The following is a 17,235-nucleotide window of genomic DNA, read 5'->3' as shown; positions in this document are numbered from 1 at the left end:
ACGGAGCGTACACGCAGTACGTGACGGAGGCGAGCACTGCCCCGAAGCTCAAGCTGGCCAGTAAGATAGCCAATTTTAGAGGCCAGGGGCTTTCCACAGGGAGGTCGTCAGCCCACTGTCTACTAATGTCAGTTGGTCGGTATACACCGCTTGCCAGTTGATTTTAGCCGCCTGATAAAGTGCTTTATGTTCAGGATTGGGCTGATATTCCCGCTCCCAGCGCACTAGACGCTCGCCAGTTTTATCGAGCGCTTCATATAGCCCGACCCCCACCCCCGCCGCAATGGCGCAACCTAATGCCGTGGCCTCTTTAACTACCGGTACACGGACTGGAATGCCGGTCACATCGGCCAGGATCTGGCTCCACAGTTTGCCTTTTGAACCGCCACCGGCAAATACCACCGAAGAAGCTTTGACGCCGGAGAACTCTGCAATTTGGGCCAAATTACAAGCCGAGACAATCGCGGCGTTCTCTTCCAGCGCACGGAATAAAGTCGCTTTGTTACATTTTTCAGGGTCGAGCGACAGGTTAATAAAGGAAGGGGCGGCGTGATACCAAGATTTAAAGCGCATGACATCAGAGAAAATCGGCATCACCCCGTAAGCGCCAGCGGGCACCCGCGCCGCCATATCTTCCAGCAAACTGTAAGTATCAATCCCCAGCCGTTGGGCGAGTAATTTCTCTTCGGCGCAAAATGCATCACGGAACCAGCGCATAGTCAGGCCAGTAAAGAAGCTGATGGATTCCGCTTGCACCATGCCAGGAATGACATGCGGGTTAATGCGCGTATTCATATTGGGGTCAGTAATCGGCTTGGGCAAGTTAACGACTTGCTGCCAGAAAGTGCCGCCCAACACCGCGGTTTGGCCCGGTTTTACCACGCCAAGTCCCAAGCAGCCGAGTTGGACATCGCCACCGCCCATGATGACTGGCGTCCCGACCTGCAAACCACTCTCTTCTGCCGCTTGCGCGGTGACATGCCCGAGTAAAGTGCCCGTCTCTTTGACCGGCGATAAGATATCGGCGCGTAATCCGGCCATTTCCAACAAATTCGGTTGCCAGTTGCGAGTGACTAAATCCAGCATTCCGGTGGTGCCCGCATTGGAGGGGTCAACCGCCAGCTCGCCGCTGAGCATATTTGCCAGCCAGTCACTTATCATAGTCAATGTCCCGGCCTGACGATAAATATCTGGGCGGTAATGCGCCAGCCACAGTAACCGTGGCATGGCACTCAAGGCCAGTGTTTGACCAGAACATTGATAGACTTCGAGTTCAAATCCATTGTTGTGTAACTCTTTTAATTCGCTGACTTCGCGGCTAGCACGCGCATCCACATTGGCACAGGCCCAGATAGGTTTGCCGCTGCGATCATAGAGCACGATGCCCTCGCGCATTGAGCATGCCGCTACCGCACGGATAGCACTGGCGGGTAGGTTGGCCTGATGCAGCGCCTGACGGATGCACTGGCAGGTCAACTTCCAGTTGGTGGTTAAGTCAAACTCCATTGACCCTGGGACATCGGGTACTGGCAGGTGTAGCCATTCAGCCTGTCCGGCGGCTATCTGATGACCATTAAGGTCAAATATCACAGCCCGAACACTGCCGGTGCCTGCATCCAAAGCCATCAGATAATCACCCGATGTGGTCGTAGAGAATTGACTCATTACGCTATCCTCTGTTTTATCTAAATTTATGAATAAATCTGTCCTCTACTGCTTTTTCTCGAAAAAATAAAAACTATTGGCGTGATTGTCGCGGTCAGATTGAGCACTGCTCAACCTCAAACCGGTAAGTAAAATAGCCAATTAAATCAGTTTGATAATAGCTCTTGCCGTCAATTCGTCCGTCACTAACGCGTTCATATACTGGCCTTTCAGCGCTGCAACAATCGCCTCTGACTTTTCAACGCCACCCGCGACCCCAATCACTGTCGGGATGTTGGTCAAGTCTGTCAGCGAAATACCGATTAATTCCTGGTGAATCTGCATATCTGCGGCCAGCGCGCCATCGGCCTGCATAAAGTAACCGAGGATATCGCCCACGGCACCTTTGCGGCTAAACATCAGCTGTTCACCTTCGCTGATATAGCCAGAGCGCAAAATAGTGGCTTCTTTTTGTTGATTGACCGAGCCAATCCCCACCACGGCGACATCCGCTGCACACGCCGCCAGCATCACATCGCGCACGCTATTTTCCTGGCGGAATGTTTCAGCGACTTTAGCGCTGGAAGCCCGCAACGGCGCAGGGATAATACTGACCTGACAGGCCGCATCAAGCTGCCCAATCCCCGTCATATAAGACCCCACCCCACCGGAAAGAGTGACTAAACGCACCTGCTGAGAGGCAATAAAGCCGCTCAAATGCTGCAAGGCGCACATGGTGGTTTCGCCAAAACCGACCGCTAATAGCTGCTGCGGTTGTATCAATGCCATCAATAAATGTGCCGCACCAATCCCCAACCGGCTGCTAATACTGAGGTCAGCCAGTGACGGCAAAATGCGGATATGCTTGAGGTCAAAATGCTGTTGCAGCGCGTTTTCCAGTTCCAGACAACCCTCATAGCGCGAATTGATCTGTACCCGAATAACCCCAGACTGACGGCCTTTCTCCAGCAATCTGGAGACCTTCAATCGGGTCAGCCCCAGCAGTTCGCCAATATCCCCTTGTGTTAAGCCATCGTGATAATAAAACCACGCAATGCGAGCGAGCAGTTCCTCTTCACTCATGCTATTACCCGGATATTTGTATTCATCGTTGGACGACATAAGTTTTTCTTTCATCATTAGCCGCGATCCCTATTGCCGCTTTTCCATTCTTCATTAATTCATCATCGATCAGAAATCCACGGTCTGAATTGGTAACTACGCTAACAGCTTAAATGACACATTTGAACATATTTTAATTTAAATTTTTTTATTCACGATTTTGTGATCTTGATTACGCCATAAATGGGATTATGCGGCTATCTTTTTTGAACACTTTTAATTTTAATTTATTTTTGTTCACATCGCGGGAGCTACTGATGCCACAGATTAATCCGTCCCCCCTGCTCCAGGTTCGTGGTATCAGCAAGCAGTTTTCCGGCGTCGTGGTATTGAAAAGTATCGATTTTACTCTGCTACCGGGTCAGGTTCATGCCCTGCTCGGCGGAAATGGCGCGGGGAAATCGACACTGATGAAGATCATCGCCGGTGTGCTGCCTCCCGACAGCGGCACTATTGAAATAGATGGGCAACTTTGTTCCAACCTCACTCCAGCCAAGGCCCACCAGCTCGGTATTTATCTGGTGCCACAGGAACCCATGCTGTTCGCTAATTTGTCGGTTCAGGAAAACATTCTGTTCCGCTTGCCGAAACATCAGGCTGATAAAAAGAAAATGGCGCAGTTGCTGCACAGTTTGGGCTGCCATTTAGATTTGTCGGTCAGTGCCGGTTCGCTGGATGTGGCTGACCAGCAGTTAGTCGAGATCATGCGCGGCCTGATGCGCGACTCGCATATTTTGATTCTTGATGAACCCACCGCCTCGCTAACACCCGCGGAAACTCACCGTTTATTTAGCCAAATCAAAATGTTATTGCAGCAAGGGGTCGGGGTGGTGTTTATCTCCCACAAACTGCCGGAAATTCGCCAATTAGCAGATTGGGTCAGTGTGATGCGCGATGGCGGGATGGCCCTGAGTGGCGCGACCGCTGATTTCTCCACCGAGGCCATTATTCAGGCGATGACTCCGCAAGCTAAAAACAGTGAATTAACCGATACCCAGAAGTTATGGCTCGAGCTGCCCGGTAACCGCCGCTCGCAAGCACGGGCGCAATCCAATCAGCCGGTGATACAAGTGAGCGACTTGAGCGGCGAGGGCTTTGCCCATATTTCTTTTGAGGTGCGCGCCGGTGAAATTCTCGGGCTGGCGGGGGTAGTCGGCGCGGGCAGAACCGAGCTGGCCGAAACGCTCTATGGCTTACGGCACGCCAGCAGTGGCCGCGTTATGTTGGAAGAGCTAGACATCACCGCCATGAAAACCGTCAATCGGCTGGCAACCGGCCTGGTTTATCTGCCAGAAGACCGGCAGGCCTCCGGCCTCTATCTGGATGCCCCGCTGAGCTGGAATGTCTGTTCGCTCACTCAGGGCAACCAAGGGATATGGACTCATCCGGCGCAGGAAGCCGCTATTTTGGAGCGCTATCGCCGCGCGCTAAACATCAAATTTAGTCACCTCGAACAGCCGGTTCGGACGCTATCCGGTGGTAACCAACAAAAGCTGCTGATTGCTAAATGTCTGGAAGCCAACCCGCTGCTACTGATTATTGATGAACCGACCCGTGGTGTGGATGTGTCGGCCCGCAGTGATATTTATCAATTGATCCGCAGCATTGCCTCGCAGCATGTGGCGATCATTTTTATCTCATCGGATCTGGAAGAAGTGGTGCAAATGGCGGATCGCGTGTTGGTCATGCACCAGGGGGAAATCAGTGGCGCGCTGGAGGGCAGTGCAATGAATGTCGACACCATTATGCACTTATCTTTTGGTGAACAGGCCGCTTTTGGTGAACATCAGACCGATGCCCATCAGTCTGCTGAAAATGAGGGCGTATCATGTTGAAATTCATTCAAAACAATCGCGAAGGCACCGCCCTGCTGGCGATCCTCGCCTTATTTGCCCTGCTCGGTGTGATTGATCGTAATTACTTCAATTTGCAAACTTTCACCATGATCTTCAGTAGCGCACAGATCCTGATCCTGCTGGCGATCGGCGCGACTATGGTGATGCTGACCCGCAATATTGATGTCTCCGTCGGCTCAATCACCGGCTTGTGTGCGGTGACAGTCGGCATGGCGCTCAATGCCGGTTTCGGGCTGGCGGTATCTTGCTTGCTTGCTTTGCTGGTCGGCATGGTGGCAGGTTTGTTTAATGGCATCCTGGTGACTTGGCTGCGCATCCCGGCGATTGTCGCCACACTGGGCACATTGGGGTTGTATCGCGGCCTGATGCTGTTGCTGACCGGCGGTAAATGGATTGAGGGGCTACCCGCTGACCTCAAAAGCCTATCAACGCCAATTCTGTTTTCCATCTCGCCCATTGGCTGGCTGATTATGTTGTTGATTGTGTCAATGGCCTTACTGCTGGGCAAAACCGCCTTTGGCCGCAGCTTCTATGCGACCGGCGATAACTTGCAGGGCGCACGCCAATTGGGGATCCGCACTGATAGCATTCGTATTTTTGCTTTCTCAATGAATGGCGTGATGGCGGCGCTAGCGGGGATTGTATTCGCCTCACAAATTGGTTTTATCCCCAATCAAACCGGCAGTGGCTTGGAAATGAAAGCCATTGCCGCCTGTGTTCTCGGCGGTATCAGCTTGCTCGGCGGCACCGGCACCATTCTTGGTGCCATTCTTGGGGCTTATTTACTGACACAAATCGACAGCGTGCTGGTGCTGCTGCGCCTACCGGCGTGGTGGAATGACTTTATCGCTGGCTTGGTGCTGTTGGCGGTGCTGGTATTCGATGGCCGCCTGCGTTGCGCCGTCGAGCGCAATATTCGCCAACAGAAATATGCCCGCTTTACCGCCCGCCCGGTTGCTCCGGATAAGAAAATGAAACCGAACAATAACAAAGCACCGAGTAGTAAATCATTTACTAAGAAGGAGGCGGCACGATGAATATTTACCGGCGTTATGGATGGGAGCTGACACTGGCCGCCTTGTTAGTGTTGGAAATTGGGCTGTTTGGTTTATCCAATTCGCGCATGTGGGACATCAATGTGCTGCTGTTCAGTACCAGTGATTTTATCTGCATCGGCATCGTCGCCCTGCCGCTCACCATGGTGATTGTCAGTGGCGGCATTGATATCTCATTTGGCTCCACTATTGGCTTGTGCTCAATATTCCTCGGGGTGATGTTTCAAGCGGGCGTCCCGATGAGCCTCGCTATCCCATTGACGCTGGTGGTGGGCGCATTCTGCGGTTTGATTAATGCCGGGCTGATTCTGTATACCGGCGTCAACCCGCTGGTCATCACCCTCGGCACTATGTATCTGTTCGGTGGCAGCGCCTTGTTGTTATCCGGTATTTCCGGCGCGACCGGTTATGAAGGCATTGGCGGCTTCCCAACCGCCTTTACCGATTTCGCCAATCAAACTTTATTCGGCCTGCCGGTGCCGCTGGTCATCTTTATGGTCTGCGTGTTGCTGTTCTGGTTGCTGATGCACCGCACCCACAGTGGCCGTAACGTTTTTCTTATCGGGCAAAACAGCCGGGTGGCACGATACAGCGCCCTGCCCGTCGCACGTACCTTGTGCATCTTGTATGCCTTGACTGGCGTGGCCTCCGCCATTGCCGCAGTCCTGTTGGTTTCTTACTTCGGCTCGGCACGATCTGATTTAGGGGCATCATTCCTGATGCCTGCTATCACCGCCGTGGTGTTGGGCGGGGCCAATATCTATGGCGGCTCCGGCTCCATCCTCGGCACGGCACTGGCGGTATTACTGGTGGGTTACTTGCAACAAGGCCTGCAAATGATTGGCACGCCCAACCAGATATCCAGTGCGCTGTCTGGCGCATTGCTGATTCTGGTGGTGGTCGGGCGCTCCATTAGCCTGCACCGGCATTTGATTTATGAATGGCTGCAACGTCGCAGAAATACGGTTAATTAACCTGTTGTTTTTATTTAAATTGCCAACACCTCGATCCCATATCGGAGATAGCCATGAAAACACCAAGATTAAAAAAGCTGGCGCTGATTTGTGCCCTCGGATTTGCCGGTATCACTTTTAGCGCTATAAATGCCGCGCAAGCCGCGGAACGCATCGCATTTATCCCGAAATTAGTCGGGGTGGGCTTCTTTACCAGCGGCGGTAAAGGTGCCGTCGATGCCGGGAAAGAGCTGGGGGTGGATGTCACCTATGATGGCCCGACCGAACCGAGTGTCTCCGGTCAGGTTCAGTTAATTAATAACTTTGTTAATCAGGGCTATAACGCCATTGTGGTCTCTGCGGTTTCACCCGATGGCCTGTGTCCGGCATTAAAACGCGCTATGCAGCGGGGGGTCAAAATCCTGACCTGGGACTCTGACACCAAACCCGAATGTCGCTCGCTGTATATCAACCAGGGAACGCCCAATCAACTGGGATCAATGCTGGTTGATATGGCGGCCAATCAGGTGAAAAAAGACCAAGCCAAAGTCGCATTTTTCTATTCCAGCCCGACAGTCACCGACCAAAACCAATGGGTGAATGAGGCGAAAAAGAAAATCCAGCAAGAACACCCCGGCTGGGAAATTGTCACCACCCAGTTTGGCTATAACGACGCCACCAAATCACTGCAAACCGCTGAGGGTATTTTGAAAGCCTATAGCGATTTGGATGCGATTATTGCCCCAGATGCCAACGCCCTGCCCGCTGCGGCGCAAGCAGCAGAAAACCTCAAACGCGACAATGTGGCGATTGTCGGCTTCAGCACCCCGAATGTGATGCGCCCTTATGTTCAACGCGGCACGGTCAAAGAATTCGGCCTATGGGACGTGGTTAACCAAGGCAAAATCTCAGTGTATGTCGCCAATGAGATGCTGAAAAAAGGCGACCTGAATGTCGGCGATAAAATTGATATCCCGAACATTGGTGTGGTCGAGGTGGTGCCCAACAGTGTTCAGGGCTATGACCATGAAGCTAAAGGCAACGGCATTGTGTTACTGCCACAGCGGGTCATTTTCACCAAAGAGAACATCGACAAATACGATTTCTAATCTCGGCGGCCCGCCCCTACCGGCGGGTCTAAACAGACCTAAGGGAGTAATGACAGATGGCTGATTTAGACGATATCAAAGACGGTAAGGATTTCGGTATTGGCGTACCCCAGCAAAATCCTGCATTTACACTTAAAGGCTGCGGTTCGCTGGATTGGGGGATGCAATCTCGTCTGGCGCGGATTTTTAATCCGAAAACTAACCGCACAGTGATGCTGGCATTTGACCACGGCTATTTTCAGGGGCCGACCACCGGTCTGGAGCGGATTGATATTAACATCGCCCCGCTGTTTGAATATGCCGATGTCTTAATGTGTACTCGTGGCATTTTGCGCAGCATCGTGCCCGCCGCGGCCAATCGCCCGATTGTACTGCGCGCCTCTGGCGCAAACTCAATTCTGACGGATTTATCCAATGAAGCGGTGGCGGTGGCAATGGAAGATGCCCTACGGCTCAACTCCTGCGCCGTGGCAGCACAGGTTTACATTGGCACTGAGCACGAGCATCAATCTATCAAAAATATCATCCAGTTAGTCGACCAGGGCATTCGCTACGGAATGCCGACCATGGCAGTGACGGGGGTGGGTAAAGATATGGCGCGCGACCAGCGTTATTTCTCTCTGGCGACCCGTATCGCCGCAGAAATGGGCGCTCAGGTGATTAAAACTTATTATGTCGACAGTGGCTTTGAGCGCATTGCTGCCGGTTGCCCGGTGCCTATCGTGATAGCGGGTGGTAAAAAACTCCCGGAACGGGATGCGCTGGAAATGTGCTATCAGGCGATTGATCAGGGCGCATCTGGGGTGGATATGGGCCGCAATATCTTCCAATCAGACGCCCCGATTGCCATGCTGAAAGCGGTTCATGCCGTGGTGCATAAAAATGAAAATGCAGAAACGGCCTATAAGCTGTTTTTACATGAAAAAGGTTGAGTCAGCTGGCCGTTAACTGGCCCATGATGACAAGGAGAAAGGTATGCATGTCACCCTCGTCGAAATTAATGTTAAAGATGGCAAAGTTGAGCAGTTTATTGCGGTTTTCCGCGCTAATCACTTGGGTTCGATCCAAGAGCCGGGCAACCTGCGTTTTGATGTCTTGCAGGATGCATCTATCCCAACACGCTTTTATATCTATGAAGCTTATGTTGATGAACACGCGGTCGCCGCTCATAAGAAAACGGCCCATTATCTAAAATGTGTCGAAGAGCTAGAGGGGTTGATGACCGGCCCGCGCAAGAAAACTGTCTTTAATTGCCTGATGCCTTAATCCATCCGGGCAGCGGCTCCCTCGCGCTGCCCTTTCTTCTATTTCTTGTTTCTTACTTCTTGCTCAATAAAAACATTCTGCTCAATAAAATACTCAATTTGCGCTTAGTAGAGGTTTATTATCGGCGAGCTAATAAGTTGAAGATCAATACCAGCAATATCCGCGTTATCAGATAACACCTATCAATAAAATGTTTGCTTTGCGTTATTCTTAGTGCCGAAGATAATAATGACGGTATTGCTCACTCGGTGCTGTAATACCCACCGTAAACAGGAGTTTCTATGAATATGACTCATCGCCTCATGCTCACTTTGGCTTTCTCCGGCACTCTGTTAGCCAGTTCTGCTAACGCCAACAGCTTATTAGACTCAGTAAAAAGTGCCGCAGATCAGTACAGTAAATCAGGCGACAGCTCATCTTCACTGTCATCACTGACCGGTTTACTCAATGGCGGCGATAAAGCCCTCAGCGCCAGCACCATGACCAATGCTGCCGGTATTTTGCAATATTGTGTGCAAAATAATGTATTGTCGGCCAATGGCACTACAGCGATTAAAGACCAATTGATGAGTAAATTGGGCATCACCAGCACTGAGAATGCCAAGAGCCAAGACTATCAGGAAGGCCTCGGTGGATTGCTGAAAACCGGTGAAGGAAAGCAACTGAATTTGAATGACCTGGGTAGTGAGCAAATCACCGAAAAAATTAAAACTAAGGCCTGCGATTTAGTGCTGAAACAGGGTCAGTCATTCTTGTTGAAATAACGGGATGAGGAATAACCGAGCGCAGCTTGCGGCTGCGCTTTTTTTATACTGAGATAGCCAGCTAATCGGAGATAAATATGTTTTTATTTTTTCACCGGTTCAGGATGAATATTTTTACTGGGTATTTATCTACCGCTTAAGAAAATATTCTGGCGGTGATAGGCCATTTGCCCTTCATCGGGGAAGAACTGAATCGGTAACCGCAGTTTTCGCCCTTCATATTTAGCGAAATTCTCTTCACTGATACTGCTTTTGAGTTTTTTGATCTGAGGAGATAACACCATTTCCAGATGTTCATTAAAGGTTATTAATCCCTGATCAAAAGCCCGGTCATGCAAGCTCGACAGGCAGAGGCCATTACTGGGATTAAGCCGATGCTCTGCACCCTGGCTCCAGGGGCGAATATGGCTGGCGACTAATAATGCCGGTTCTTCTAACTGCGTAATACAGCAGCGGCTCTCATAAACTTGCAATACGTTTTTACGAAATAGCTGCTGGCCAACCCGCGCTTTAATAATGGCGGTTCTTTCTTTGCCACTGAAATCTTTAATGCCGCTATCAAAGAGTTTGGTCACCGGTTTTTCTAACTGGCCTATGGCCTGCTGACATTGCTGCTCAAAAACTTCAGCATTTTCATTCAGTTCCAGCCATAAGGCACGATCTGCATTAGATGCACCACTCAGCCCTTTTCGGCCCGAGTCGATAATAAAGGGGTCCAAACTGGCGAAATTAACTAATTTCATCGCCAATGCCGAGGGTGTTCGGCCAATTAATGCAGCGTAATGAATAATATCGGGATTCTTGGAATGTAATTTGCCAAAAGGAATTTGGCTATACAGCGTAAATGCCACTAACAGTTGATCCCGGGTCCAGTGATTTGCCGCCGCCATACATCGCCATCCAGAATGAGTGAACCGCCTTATTGAATGAGCTAACTATGCCAGGTGTGGGAGGGAATGGCTATGGGGTGCCCCCCCGAACACATCACATGGAGAGATAAATATTATGGATAAACAAGACTGGCATCCGGCAGATATTATTGCGGCACTAAAAAGGAGAAAGCGGGATTATTAAATCTTGAGCAAAACAGTCGATTGATTATCAATAAATTTCCCCCGCACATCGGGGGAGAATTTATATTATTCACTACAACATTAAACCGTTTCTTCCGATTCAAGCGGCTTTTGATTACGACTGACGACCACTTTGAACACCCAGTAGATAAAGCTGGCAGCAACTAATGAGTTGATAGTTGGGATTCCCCACTCGATCACTAGCCCAACAACACTGCCAACTATGCTGGCGATAATCGCAACCCAGCCAATGACAGGCGTTTGTTTTTCATCAGGTAATTTCCCTTCATCTCGACTTTTATCCAGAATTTTGCGATGGGAGCGCAGCACATAATAATCCACCAGCATGATGCCAATAATCGGTGGAAGCACCACTCCTAGCAGGCTCAGGAAATCAATGAATCGATCCAAAATACCTAACACGGAAAGCGTGGTTCCCAGCGCTCCAATCACTAGCGTAGTTGAGAGATATTTCAGTTTCTTACCGGTTAGCCCTTCGACTGCATTGACAATACCCAGTGATGAGCAGTACAGGTTGAGATCATTGACTTTCAACGTAGAAAACACGACCACCAGCAGGCCCGTGACCCCCACGGTTTGAGACATAATGCTAACAACATCTGCCGTACCCAGAGCCTTAGCAATCAGGAGGGCCAAGCCGTTGACCGCACACTTCCCCACTATGATGCCAATAAATATCACACCCAGCACATGCTTACCATTTTTGGAATAACGCGTCAGGTCAGGCGTCACTAAGCTCGCCATGATGGCTCCTCCCATCACGATGGTGATACCCGCACTGATAGACAGAGTGTCGCCTGCTGCTGTCAACTGATTGATATCAGAAATATTATGCTCAGTTAGAATTTTAAAGGTGATATAAATCACCAGTAAAATGAACGTCGGTACAGCAATTCGAGCCGCTATGCGTAACGCCTTAAAACCAAAGGCTACCAATATCGTCAACAGACTACCGGATAAAATTGCAGCCCAATTAAAGCCCAGTTTATGGCCCAAAGCGAAATCCAGGGATTTGGCGAAAATAGCATTCTGTATACCAAACCAACCGAGCAGACTGACTGCGACGACGATCCCGACCAGTGCCGATCCCAAGCGCCCAAAACCACACCAACGGGCCAAAAGACTGCCAGAGATCCCCTCACGCATACCTGCCATGCCAAGGCCATAGGTCACCAAACAAAATATTATGCTGGCGATGAAAAGCGCGATAAAAGCATCAGCTAACTCCATAGAATTACCCAGTACTGCACCAAGCATGAATTGATCCAGCGAAGTCAGCGCACCCATATAAACGATAGCAACACTGAAAAGTGACACTCTTTTATCCTGTGGAACTCGACTTAACGGGTAATCTTCTGTTTTGATCATGATGAGGTGTCCCTTTATTATTCAGATAAATTAAATCCCTTTTGCCACTAATCGATCAATCGTATAACGATTAACTTTCACAGCGTAAATATCCCCGTCATACCCTCAAGTTGCATGTGCGTTGGCGGGCTTCCCGCAACTCGAATTATTTAGGGTATTATTACCAAACCACTCAAACCATTAATAATTGTCATTATATTTCCTATAAATAAGTTAAATTATGTTTAATATAATTTAACTATTTACTAAATATCGTTTTGACATTGATTAATATAATCACACTGCTAATCGTGGAGCTTTTATTGATTTATTCACTTCAATGACAACACTGCTATAATACTTTCTTTATATATATAGTATGGATATTCACCTCCTATTATATTAATGATTGAAGTTGAAATTAGATTAATAGCCCATTCAACGTTCCTTATTCTAACATCACCTTTATTAAAACTTTACAATAATATTTTTCATCCATCCCCCTCATAACATTAAGTATTCATATTTATTATGGCAGAATTAAATAATATAAATTAAAATCACTGTATGCTTACTGTACGGCGAAGCGAGAATAATGTGTCGGACCAAAGCTCACACCTCTCAAATAGAGGAGTGAGCTATTTGATATAAATTAAACCGTTTCTTCTGATTCAAGCGGCTTTTGATTACGACTGACGACCACTTTGAACACCCAGTAGATAAAGCTGGCAGCAACTAATGAGTTGATAGTTGGGATTCCCCACTCGATCACTAGCCCGACAACACTGCCAACTATGCTGGCTATAATCGCGACCCAGCCAATGACAGGCGTTTGTTTTTCATCAGGTAATTTCCCTTCTTCTCGACTTTTATCCAGAATTTTGCGATGGGAGCGCAGCACATAATAATCCACCAACATGATGCCAATAATCGGTGGGAATACTACGCCGAGCACCGTCAGGAAATCGACAAACCGGTCGAGTATCCCCAACACTGATAATGTCGTACCCAACACACCAATAACCAGTGTGGTGGATATATATTTCAGTTTTTTGCCCGTTAACCCCTCGACCGCATTAACAATACCGAGTGAAGAAGAGTACAAATTAAGGTCATTCACCCTTAAGGTAGAGAACACCACGACCAGCAAACCTGCGCCACCTGCGGCTTGAGACATGATCGTCACGACATCTGCCGTCCCCAAGGTTTTCGCAATCAGGATGGCCAACCCATTGACCACAAACTCGCCCGCAACAATAGTGAAAATCGTCACACCCAGAACATGTTTACCATTTTTGGAGTAGCGCGTCAGGTCTGGCGTCATCAAGCTTGCCACAATAGCGCCCCCAACCACGATAGTAATCCCCGCGCTAATAGACAAAGATTCACCCGGCGGGATCAACTGAATGATTTCATTCAAATTATGGCCAGATAATGTGCTAATGGAGATATAAGCTACCAATAAAATAAACATCGGCACCGCAATTCGCGCTGCAATGCGTAATGCTTTAAAACCAAAGGCAACCAGGATGGTCAATAAGCTCCCCGATAATGCAGCCGCTAATCCGAATCCCAGTTTATTACCGAGGGCGAAATCGAGTGATTTGGCAAAAATAGCGTTTTGAATGCCAAACCACCCCAGCAAACTGACCGCCACAACAATCCCAATCAGTACTGATCCCAAGCGACCAAAACCACACCAACGGGCCAGTAAACTGCCGGAAATCCCTTCGCGCATCCCCGCCAGCCCCAGGCCGTAAGTCACGACACCAAATATAATGCTGCCGATAAGAATTGCGGTAAATGCATCAATTAGCGTCATAGAATTACCGAGTACAGCGCCGAGCATAAATTGATCTAGCGCGGTCAGCATACCCATATGAACAATAGCGACACTTAGAAATGAAACTCTTTTATCTTGCGGTACCCGACTTAATGGATAATCTTCAATTTTGATCACGATGAGGTGTACCTTGTTGTCCAGATAGATTATTGTCCAGATAGCTTGTTGTTCAGATAAATTGGATTCCTTTTGCCACCAGGCGATCGGGAATGTAATTATCCAAATGCGCCAGTTTGCAAAACTCCTCAAACTGTTGCAGCGTGTGGACATCAGCCTTCTGATAAATTGTATATATTCTATTTTCTATCGTTTTAGTGCTGATGTTATATATCTTTGCAATTTCTTTAACAGAAAATCTTTGCAGCATTAAAAATATAACATCAAGTTCAGCTCGAGTGAAAATACTGTTATTAATTTCAGTTGTCAGAATACTGGGCTTTTGTTGATTAATATATTTTAGTGGGGATAAGGTATTAAGTGGCTTAGCATTCCACATTACGCCAATAACTTCTTTTCTATCGTTATAGACGGGCAGTTTCTCGCTGATATACGGAGTCAGAGTATTTTTCCCATACCAATAATGGGTTTCTATGACAGTAACCCGATCCTGAGTTTCCTCTGTTTGTTTGTCGTGCTCTATCAGATCGAGAGAAAATTCAGTCCAATCCCCTGGGAAATCATGGTCCATCTTCCCCTCAACCTCAAAATCCAAAGGTGTATTGGTGTAGAGGTAAGCGGCCTTATTCATATAAATATGGCGGGAGTGCAGATCTTTAATGCCCCATGGTTCACTTAAGTTTTCCATCATGGCAATAAGGCCCTTGAAATAAATTTCATTATTTTTATCGGGCAAATCCATGGCAACCTCGCCGATGAAGAATGGGTTAAATTTCTTTTGCCAGATAGTGCCGCGTATGCTTTTTAGCATACCCGTCTAAATTGCCATATGCGCGATAGCCTAATTTTTCATAAAAACCTTTGGCTTGAAAATCGAAAGTATCGACATAAGCCATGTGACAACCGCGCTTTAAAGCCTCTTCTTCAGATTTTTCCATTAGCTGGCGGCCATAACCGCTTTTACGATATTCGTCACTGACCCAAAGGTATTGAATTTCAAGCCCACCCCACCAGGTTCTGGCAACTAATCCCGCCACGATTTTGCCATTATCATCCGTCACAGTTAAGAATAGCGGATGGATATCTACCGGTTGTGTTTTATCATTGTGCGCCCAAAGACCATCAATAACATACTCTTCATCTTCTGGGTTTGGTTTATCGGTAACGTTGATATTCATTTTCGGAACATACCTTCCTATCTCAAGAGTTAAAATTGCCATCAGATTAATCGATCACAGCTGTCTGTAATATCATTTTCCTTAAAGTGTTACAAGAGTGGTTTTCACCCGTTCCCACCGCCCCCTTAAGTGTTTATATTTACTGCGACAGAGCTAAAAAACACCAATATGTATTGTAATGGCAATCTTTCTTTCTTGTTCTGTCTGCAAATGCTGATAACGCCTCACCAGGGCCTCATCGGGGAAATCTATACATAATTCACGGCTCCACCCACAGAGCAAGAGTCACTTGCCATAGGGGGAGCCGCTCATCTCTCTTCCAATGCATTAAGTTTATTTCTTAATATTGCCCCTTTAGCCAAGAATGAATTTTTGTGGAGCAAGAACTAAAAAGCCACCTTACGGTGACTTTCTTTTCATATGCATCATGCGAAAATAATACTCGCCAGTTAACGCCAATTGATTGAATTATAAGAATTATCTGACTCGCTAATTCAGTCTACCAAAGTGGGTGGCGGCTAATGACTAATAACAACTTTCCCCACGTTCTGGCGTGAATTGAAGCGCTGCCAGACCTGTTTAGCTTCGGCAAAAGGAAAAACGCTATCAATGACGGGTATAATTTTATGCTGCACCAACGCCCGGCGGATTTAGCCAATGATAATCTGGGTGTCGTTTTTGACACGATACCCCGAAGTCCGACTTGAATAATTACACTCAGAATTTGATTGGTAGCGGTGCTGATGTGGCGATCCGCGTGGGCGCTCAGCAGGATCCTCAATTGATGATTTGAGTCTTTTTACTTCCCGATAATCTCGGCAAACTTAATGGCTGGCTTGATATTCAAGCGCCTTAGCCAATTTAGAATCTGGTTTTGCCAACTTATTTAAACGTTTTTCATCTATGTGACTCATCTGCCCTAAAGCCGCCGCTGTTTGACCTGAATGCCCTATTAGCTGTTGCTTAGGGACATTGACCATCAATACTGCCGCGTCTTTCAGCGCCTTGATATAATCATCCTGTTTATGCAGGTTATAACGTTTTAAATCCATTTTGCTCTGTAATAACTGGCCCCAATAAAACTCGAGGAAAGGGACTGCCGGATAAGGCTTACCGGTTTCAGGATTGAGGTTTTTATCTGACTTATCGTAAGAGATACCGCGTAAATAATAGAGCATTGAGCGATACGGATCGTCCTGAAAACCGCTAATGCCCAAGGTGTTAGGCAATTGAGAAAAAGTGATGGACTTTCCCTCAGCATCAATAGGAAGAAAGTGTTTGAGTTCCGTCATCTTTTGTTCAAACTGAGCTTGAGTCAGCGCCTTTCCGTTGCTGTCACGGCTAACATTTTGCCCCACCAAGACACTTAAGGCCACATCGCCACCACCACCGGGTACATCCCAAAAACTGTTAAACGCATGATGTCCATCAGTCAGATAAAGCTTGCCCGTTGGCCCGATATCGACTGTATTCATATCCGCTTTTTTAGTGCCGATAGCCAGTTTACACCTATATGAAGAGGGATCTTTGGGTGTTGATGACGCATTCATTTCAGCCAGTTTCCCAGCCCCTTGAACTTTACATAACTCATTGAATAGACGCTTATAATCCTGGGCATAATCAGCCAAATCGCCCGCAATCTGGAGTTTACCTACCGCGATTTGGGTCGGGTGCAACTCACTGAGTTTGATTTGAATAATATCGCCAGATTTAGCCTGTAAGTCATTCTGGGAAAGGGAAGGTACCGCGTGCAGATTAACTGAGTAGAGCATCAGCCCAGAAAGCAGCAAAATGAAAGCCGAAAGTAACCCACCCCCCAACCTTGCCTGGATAGATCCAGCCGGACATAAATCAATCTTATTCAGAGACACATTTTACTCCTCGAAT

16 protein-coding genes are annotated in these 17,235 nt (G+C 48.0%); 7 read left to right on the top strand and 9 right to left on the bottom strand.

Annotated features, from left to right (window positions below; all coding sequences use genetic code 11):
* Positions 1–75: 75 nt before the first annotated feature.
* Together lsrK and lsrR are read right to left on the bottom strand one after the other, a co-directional pair.
* Positions 76–1,665 (bottom strand): autoinducer-2 kinase, encoded by a 1,590-nt coding sequence (gene lsrK / locus OVO64_RS12625; protein WP_038636574.1) that lies wholly within the window; start codon positions 1,663–1,665, stop codon positions 76–78.
* 141 nt (positions 1,666–1,806) lie between these two features.
* Positions 1,807–2,784, bottom strand: a complete 978-nt coding sequence (gene lsrR, locus OVO64_RS12620) for a transcriptional regulator LsrR (RefSeq protein WP_038636576.1) — start codon at positions 2,782–2,784, stop codon at positions 1,807–1,809.
* Between the two features lie 239 nt (positions 2,785–3,023).
* Here lsrR and lsrA point away from each other — a divergent pair, with 239 nt between their 5' ends.
* The 7 genes from lsrA to OVO64_RS12585 all read left to right on the top strand — a co-directional run bounded on the left by lsrA (position 3,024) and on the right by OVO64_RS12585 (position 9,769).
* A complete protein-coding gene (gene lsrA, locus OVO64_RS12615; protein WP_038639853.1) occupies positions 3,024–4,601 on the top strand; it encodes an autoinducer 2 ABC transporter ATP-binding protein LsrA in 1,578 nt (525 codons plus the stop codon).
* A complete protein-coding gene (gene lsrC / locus OVO64_RS12610; protein ID WP_145509732.1) occupies positions 4,595–5,659 on the top strand; it encodes an autoinducer 2 ABC transporter permease LsrC in 1,065 nt (354 codons plus the stop codon). Before lsrA ends, lsrC begins: the two co-directional genes overlap by 7 nt.
* A complete protein-coding gene (gene lsrD, locus OVO64_RS12605; RefSeq protein WP_038636581.1) occupies positions 5,656–6,651 on the top strand; it encodes an autoinducer 2 ABC transporter permease LsrD in 996 nt (331 codons plus the stop codon). The genes lsrC and lsrD overlap by 4 nt, the downstream gene beginning before the upstream one ends.
* A gap of 53 nt (positions 6,652–6,704) precedes the next feature.
* The gene (gene lsrB, locus OVO64_RS12600) at positions 6,705–7,739 is read left to right on the top strand and encodes an autoinducer 2 ABC transporter substrate-binding protein LsrB (RefSeq protein ID WP_038636583.1); all 1,035 of its coding nucleotides are present in this window, start codon (positions 6,705–6,707) and stop codon (positions 7,737–7,739) included.
* Between the two features lie 56 nt (positions 7,740–7,795).
* A complete protein-coding gene (lsrF, locus tag OVO64_RS12595) occupies positions 7,796–8,671 on the top strand; it encodes a 3-hydroxy-5-phosphonooxypentane-2,4-dione thiolase (protein ID WP_004389332.1) in 876 nt (291 codons plus the stop codon).
* Positions 8,672–8,714: 43 nt separating this feature from the next.
* On the top strand, positions 8,715–9,005 hold the full coding sequence (gene lsrG, locus OVO64_RS12590) for a (4S)-4-hydroxy-5-phosphonooxypentane-2,3-dione isomerase (protein WP_050094954.1): 291 nt from the start codon (positions 8,715–8,717) through the stop codon (positions 9,003–9,005).
* A gap of 281 nt (positions 9,006–9,286) precedes the next feature.
* Positions 9,287–9,769 carry a DUF2501 domain-containing protein gene (locus tag OVO64_RS12585; RefSeq protein WP_038636590.1) on the top strand — a complete coding sequence of 161 codons (483 nt, stop codon included), beginning with the start codon at positions 9,287–9,289 and terminating at the stop codon, positions 9,767–9,769.
* 125 nt (positions 9,770–9,894) lie between these two features.
* Here OVO64_RS12585 and OVO64_RS12580 read toward each other — a convergent pair whose 3' ends face one another.
* From OVO64_RS12580 to OVO64_RS12550, 7 genes are all read right to left on the bottom strand, one after another.
* On the bottom strand, positions 9,895–10,659 hold the full coding sequence (locus tag OVO64_RS12580) for an HNH endonuclease (RefSeq protein WP_145586584.1): 765 nt from the start codon (positions 10,657–10,659) through the stop codon (positions 9,895–9,897).
* A 264-nt stretch (positions 10,660–10,923) separates the two neighbouring features.
* On the bottom strand, positions 10,924–12,231 hold the full coding sequence (locus OVO64_RS12575) for a cytosine permease (protein WP_145586581.1): 1,308 nt from the start codon (positions 12,229–12,231) through the stop codon (positions 10,924–10,926).
* A 631-nt stretch (positions 12,232–12,862) separates the two neighbouring features.
* Positions 12,863–14,170 (bottom strand): cytosine permease, encoded by a 1,308-nt coding sequence (locus OVO64_RS12570; RefSeq protein WP_038636598.1) that lies wholly within the window; start codon positions 14,168–14,170, stop codon positions 12,863–12,865.
* Positions 14,171–14,222: 52 nt separating this feature from the next.
* Positions 14,223–14,912 carry a helix-turn-helix transcriptional regulator gene (locus tag OVO64_RS12565; RefSeq protein WP_050291621.1) on the bottom strand — a complete coding sequence of 230 codons (690 nt, stop codon included), beginning with the start codon at positions 14,910–14,912 and terminating at the stop codon, positions 14,223–14,225.
* A gap of 25 nt (positions 14,913–14,937) precedes the next feature.
* Positions 14,938–15,348, bottom strand: a complete 411-nt coding sequence (locus OVO64_RS12560; protein ID WP_038636601.1) for a GNAT family N-acetyltransferase — start codon at positions 15,346–15,348, stop codon at positions 14,938–14,940.
* 518 nt (positions 15,349–15,866) lie between these two features.
* Positions 15,867–15,983 (bottom strand): zinc-binding dehydrogenase, encoded by a 117-nt coding sequence (locus OVO64_RS12555; RefSeq protein ID WP_230852368.1) that lies wholly within the window; start codon positions 15,981–15,983, stop codon positions 15,867–15,869.
* A 189-nt stretch (positions 15,984–16,172) separates the two neighbouring features.
* Positions 16,173–17,219 carry a ParB/Srx family N-terminal domain-containing protein gene (locus OVO64_RS12550; RefSeq protein ID WP_038636603.1) on the bottom strand — a complete coding sequence of 349 codons (1,047 nt, stop codon included), beginning with the start codon at positions 17,217–17,219 and terminating at the stop codon, positions 16,173–16,175.
* Between the last annotated feature and the right edge of the window lie 16 nt (positions 17,220–17,235).

Origin of the sequence: Yersinia sp. Marseille-Q5920 (genome assembly GCF_946902935.1) — a bacterium.
Lineage (GTDB): Bacteria > Pseudomonadota > Gammaproteobacteria > Enterobacterales > Enterobacteriaceae > Yersinia > Yersinia rochesterensis.
Note: the sequence above shows the minus strand (reverse complement) of the source record. Positions and strands in the feature narration are given on the sequence as shown.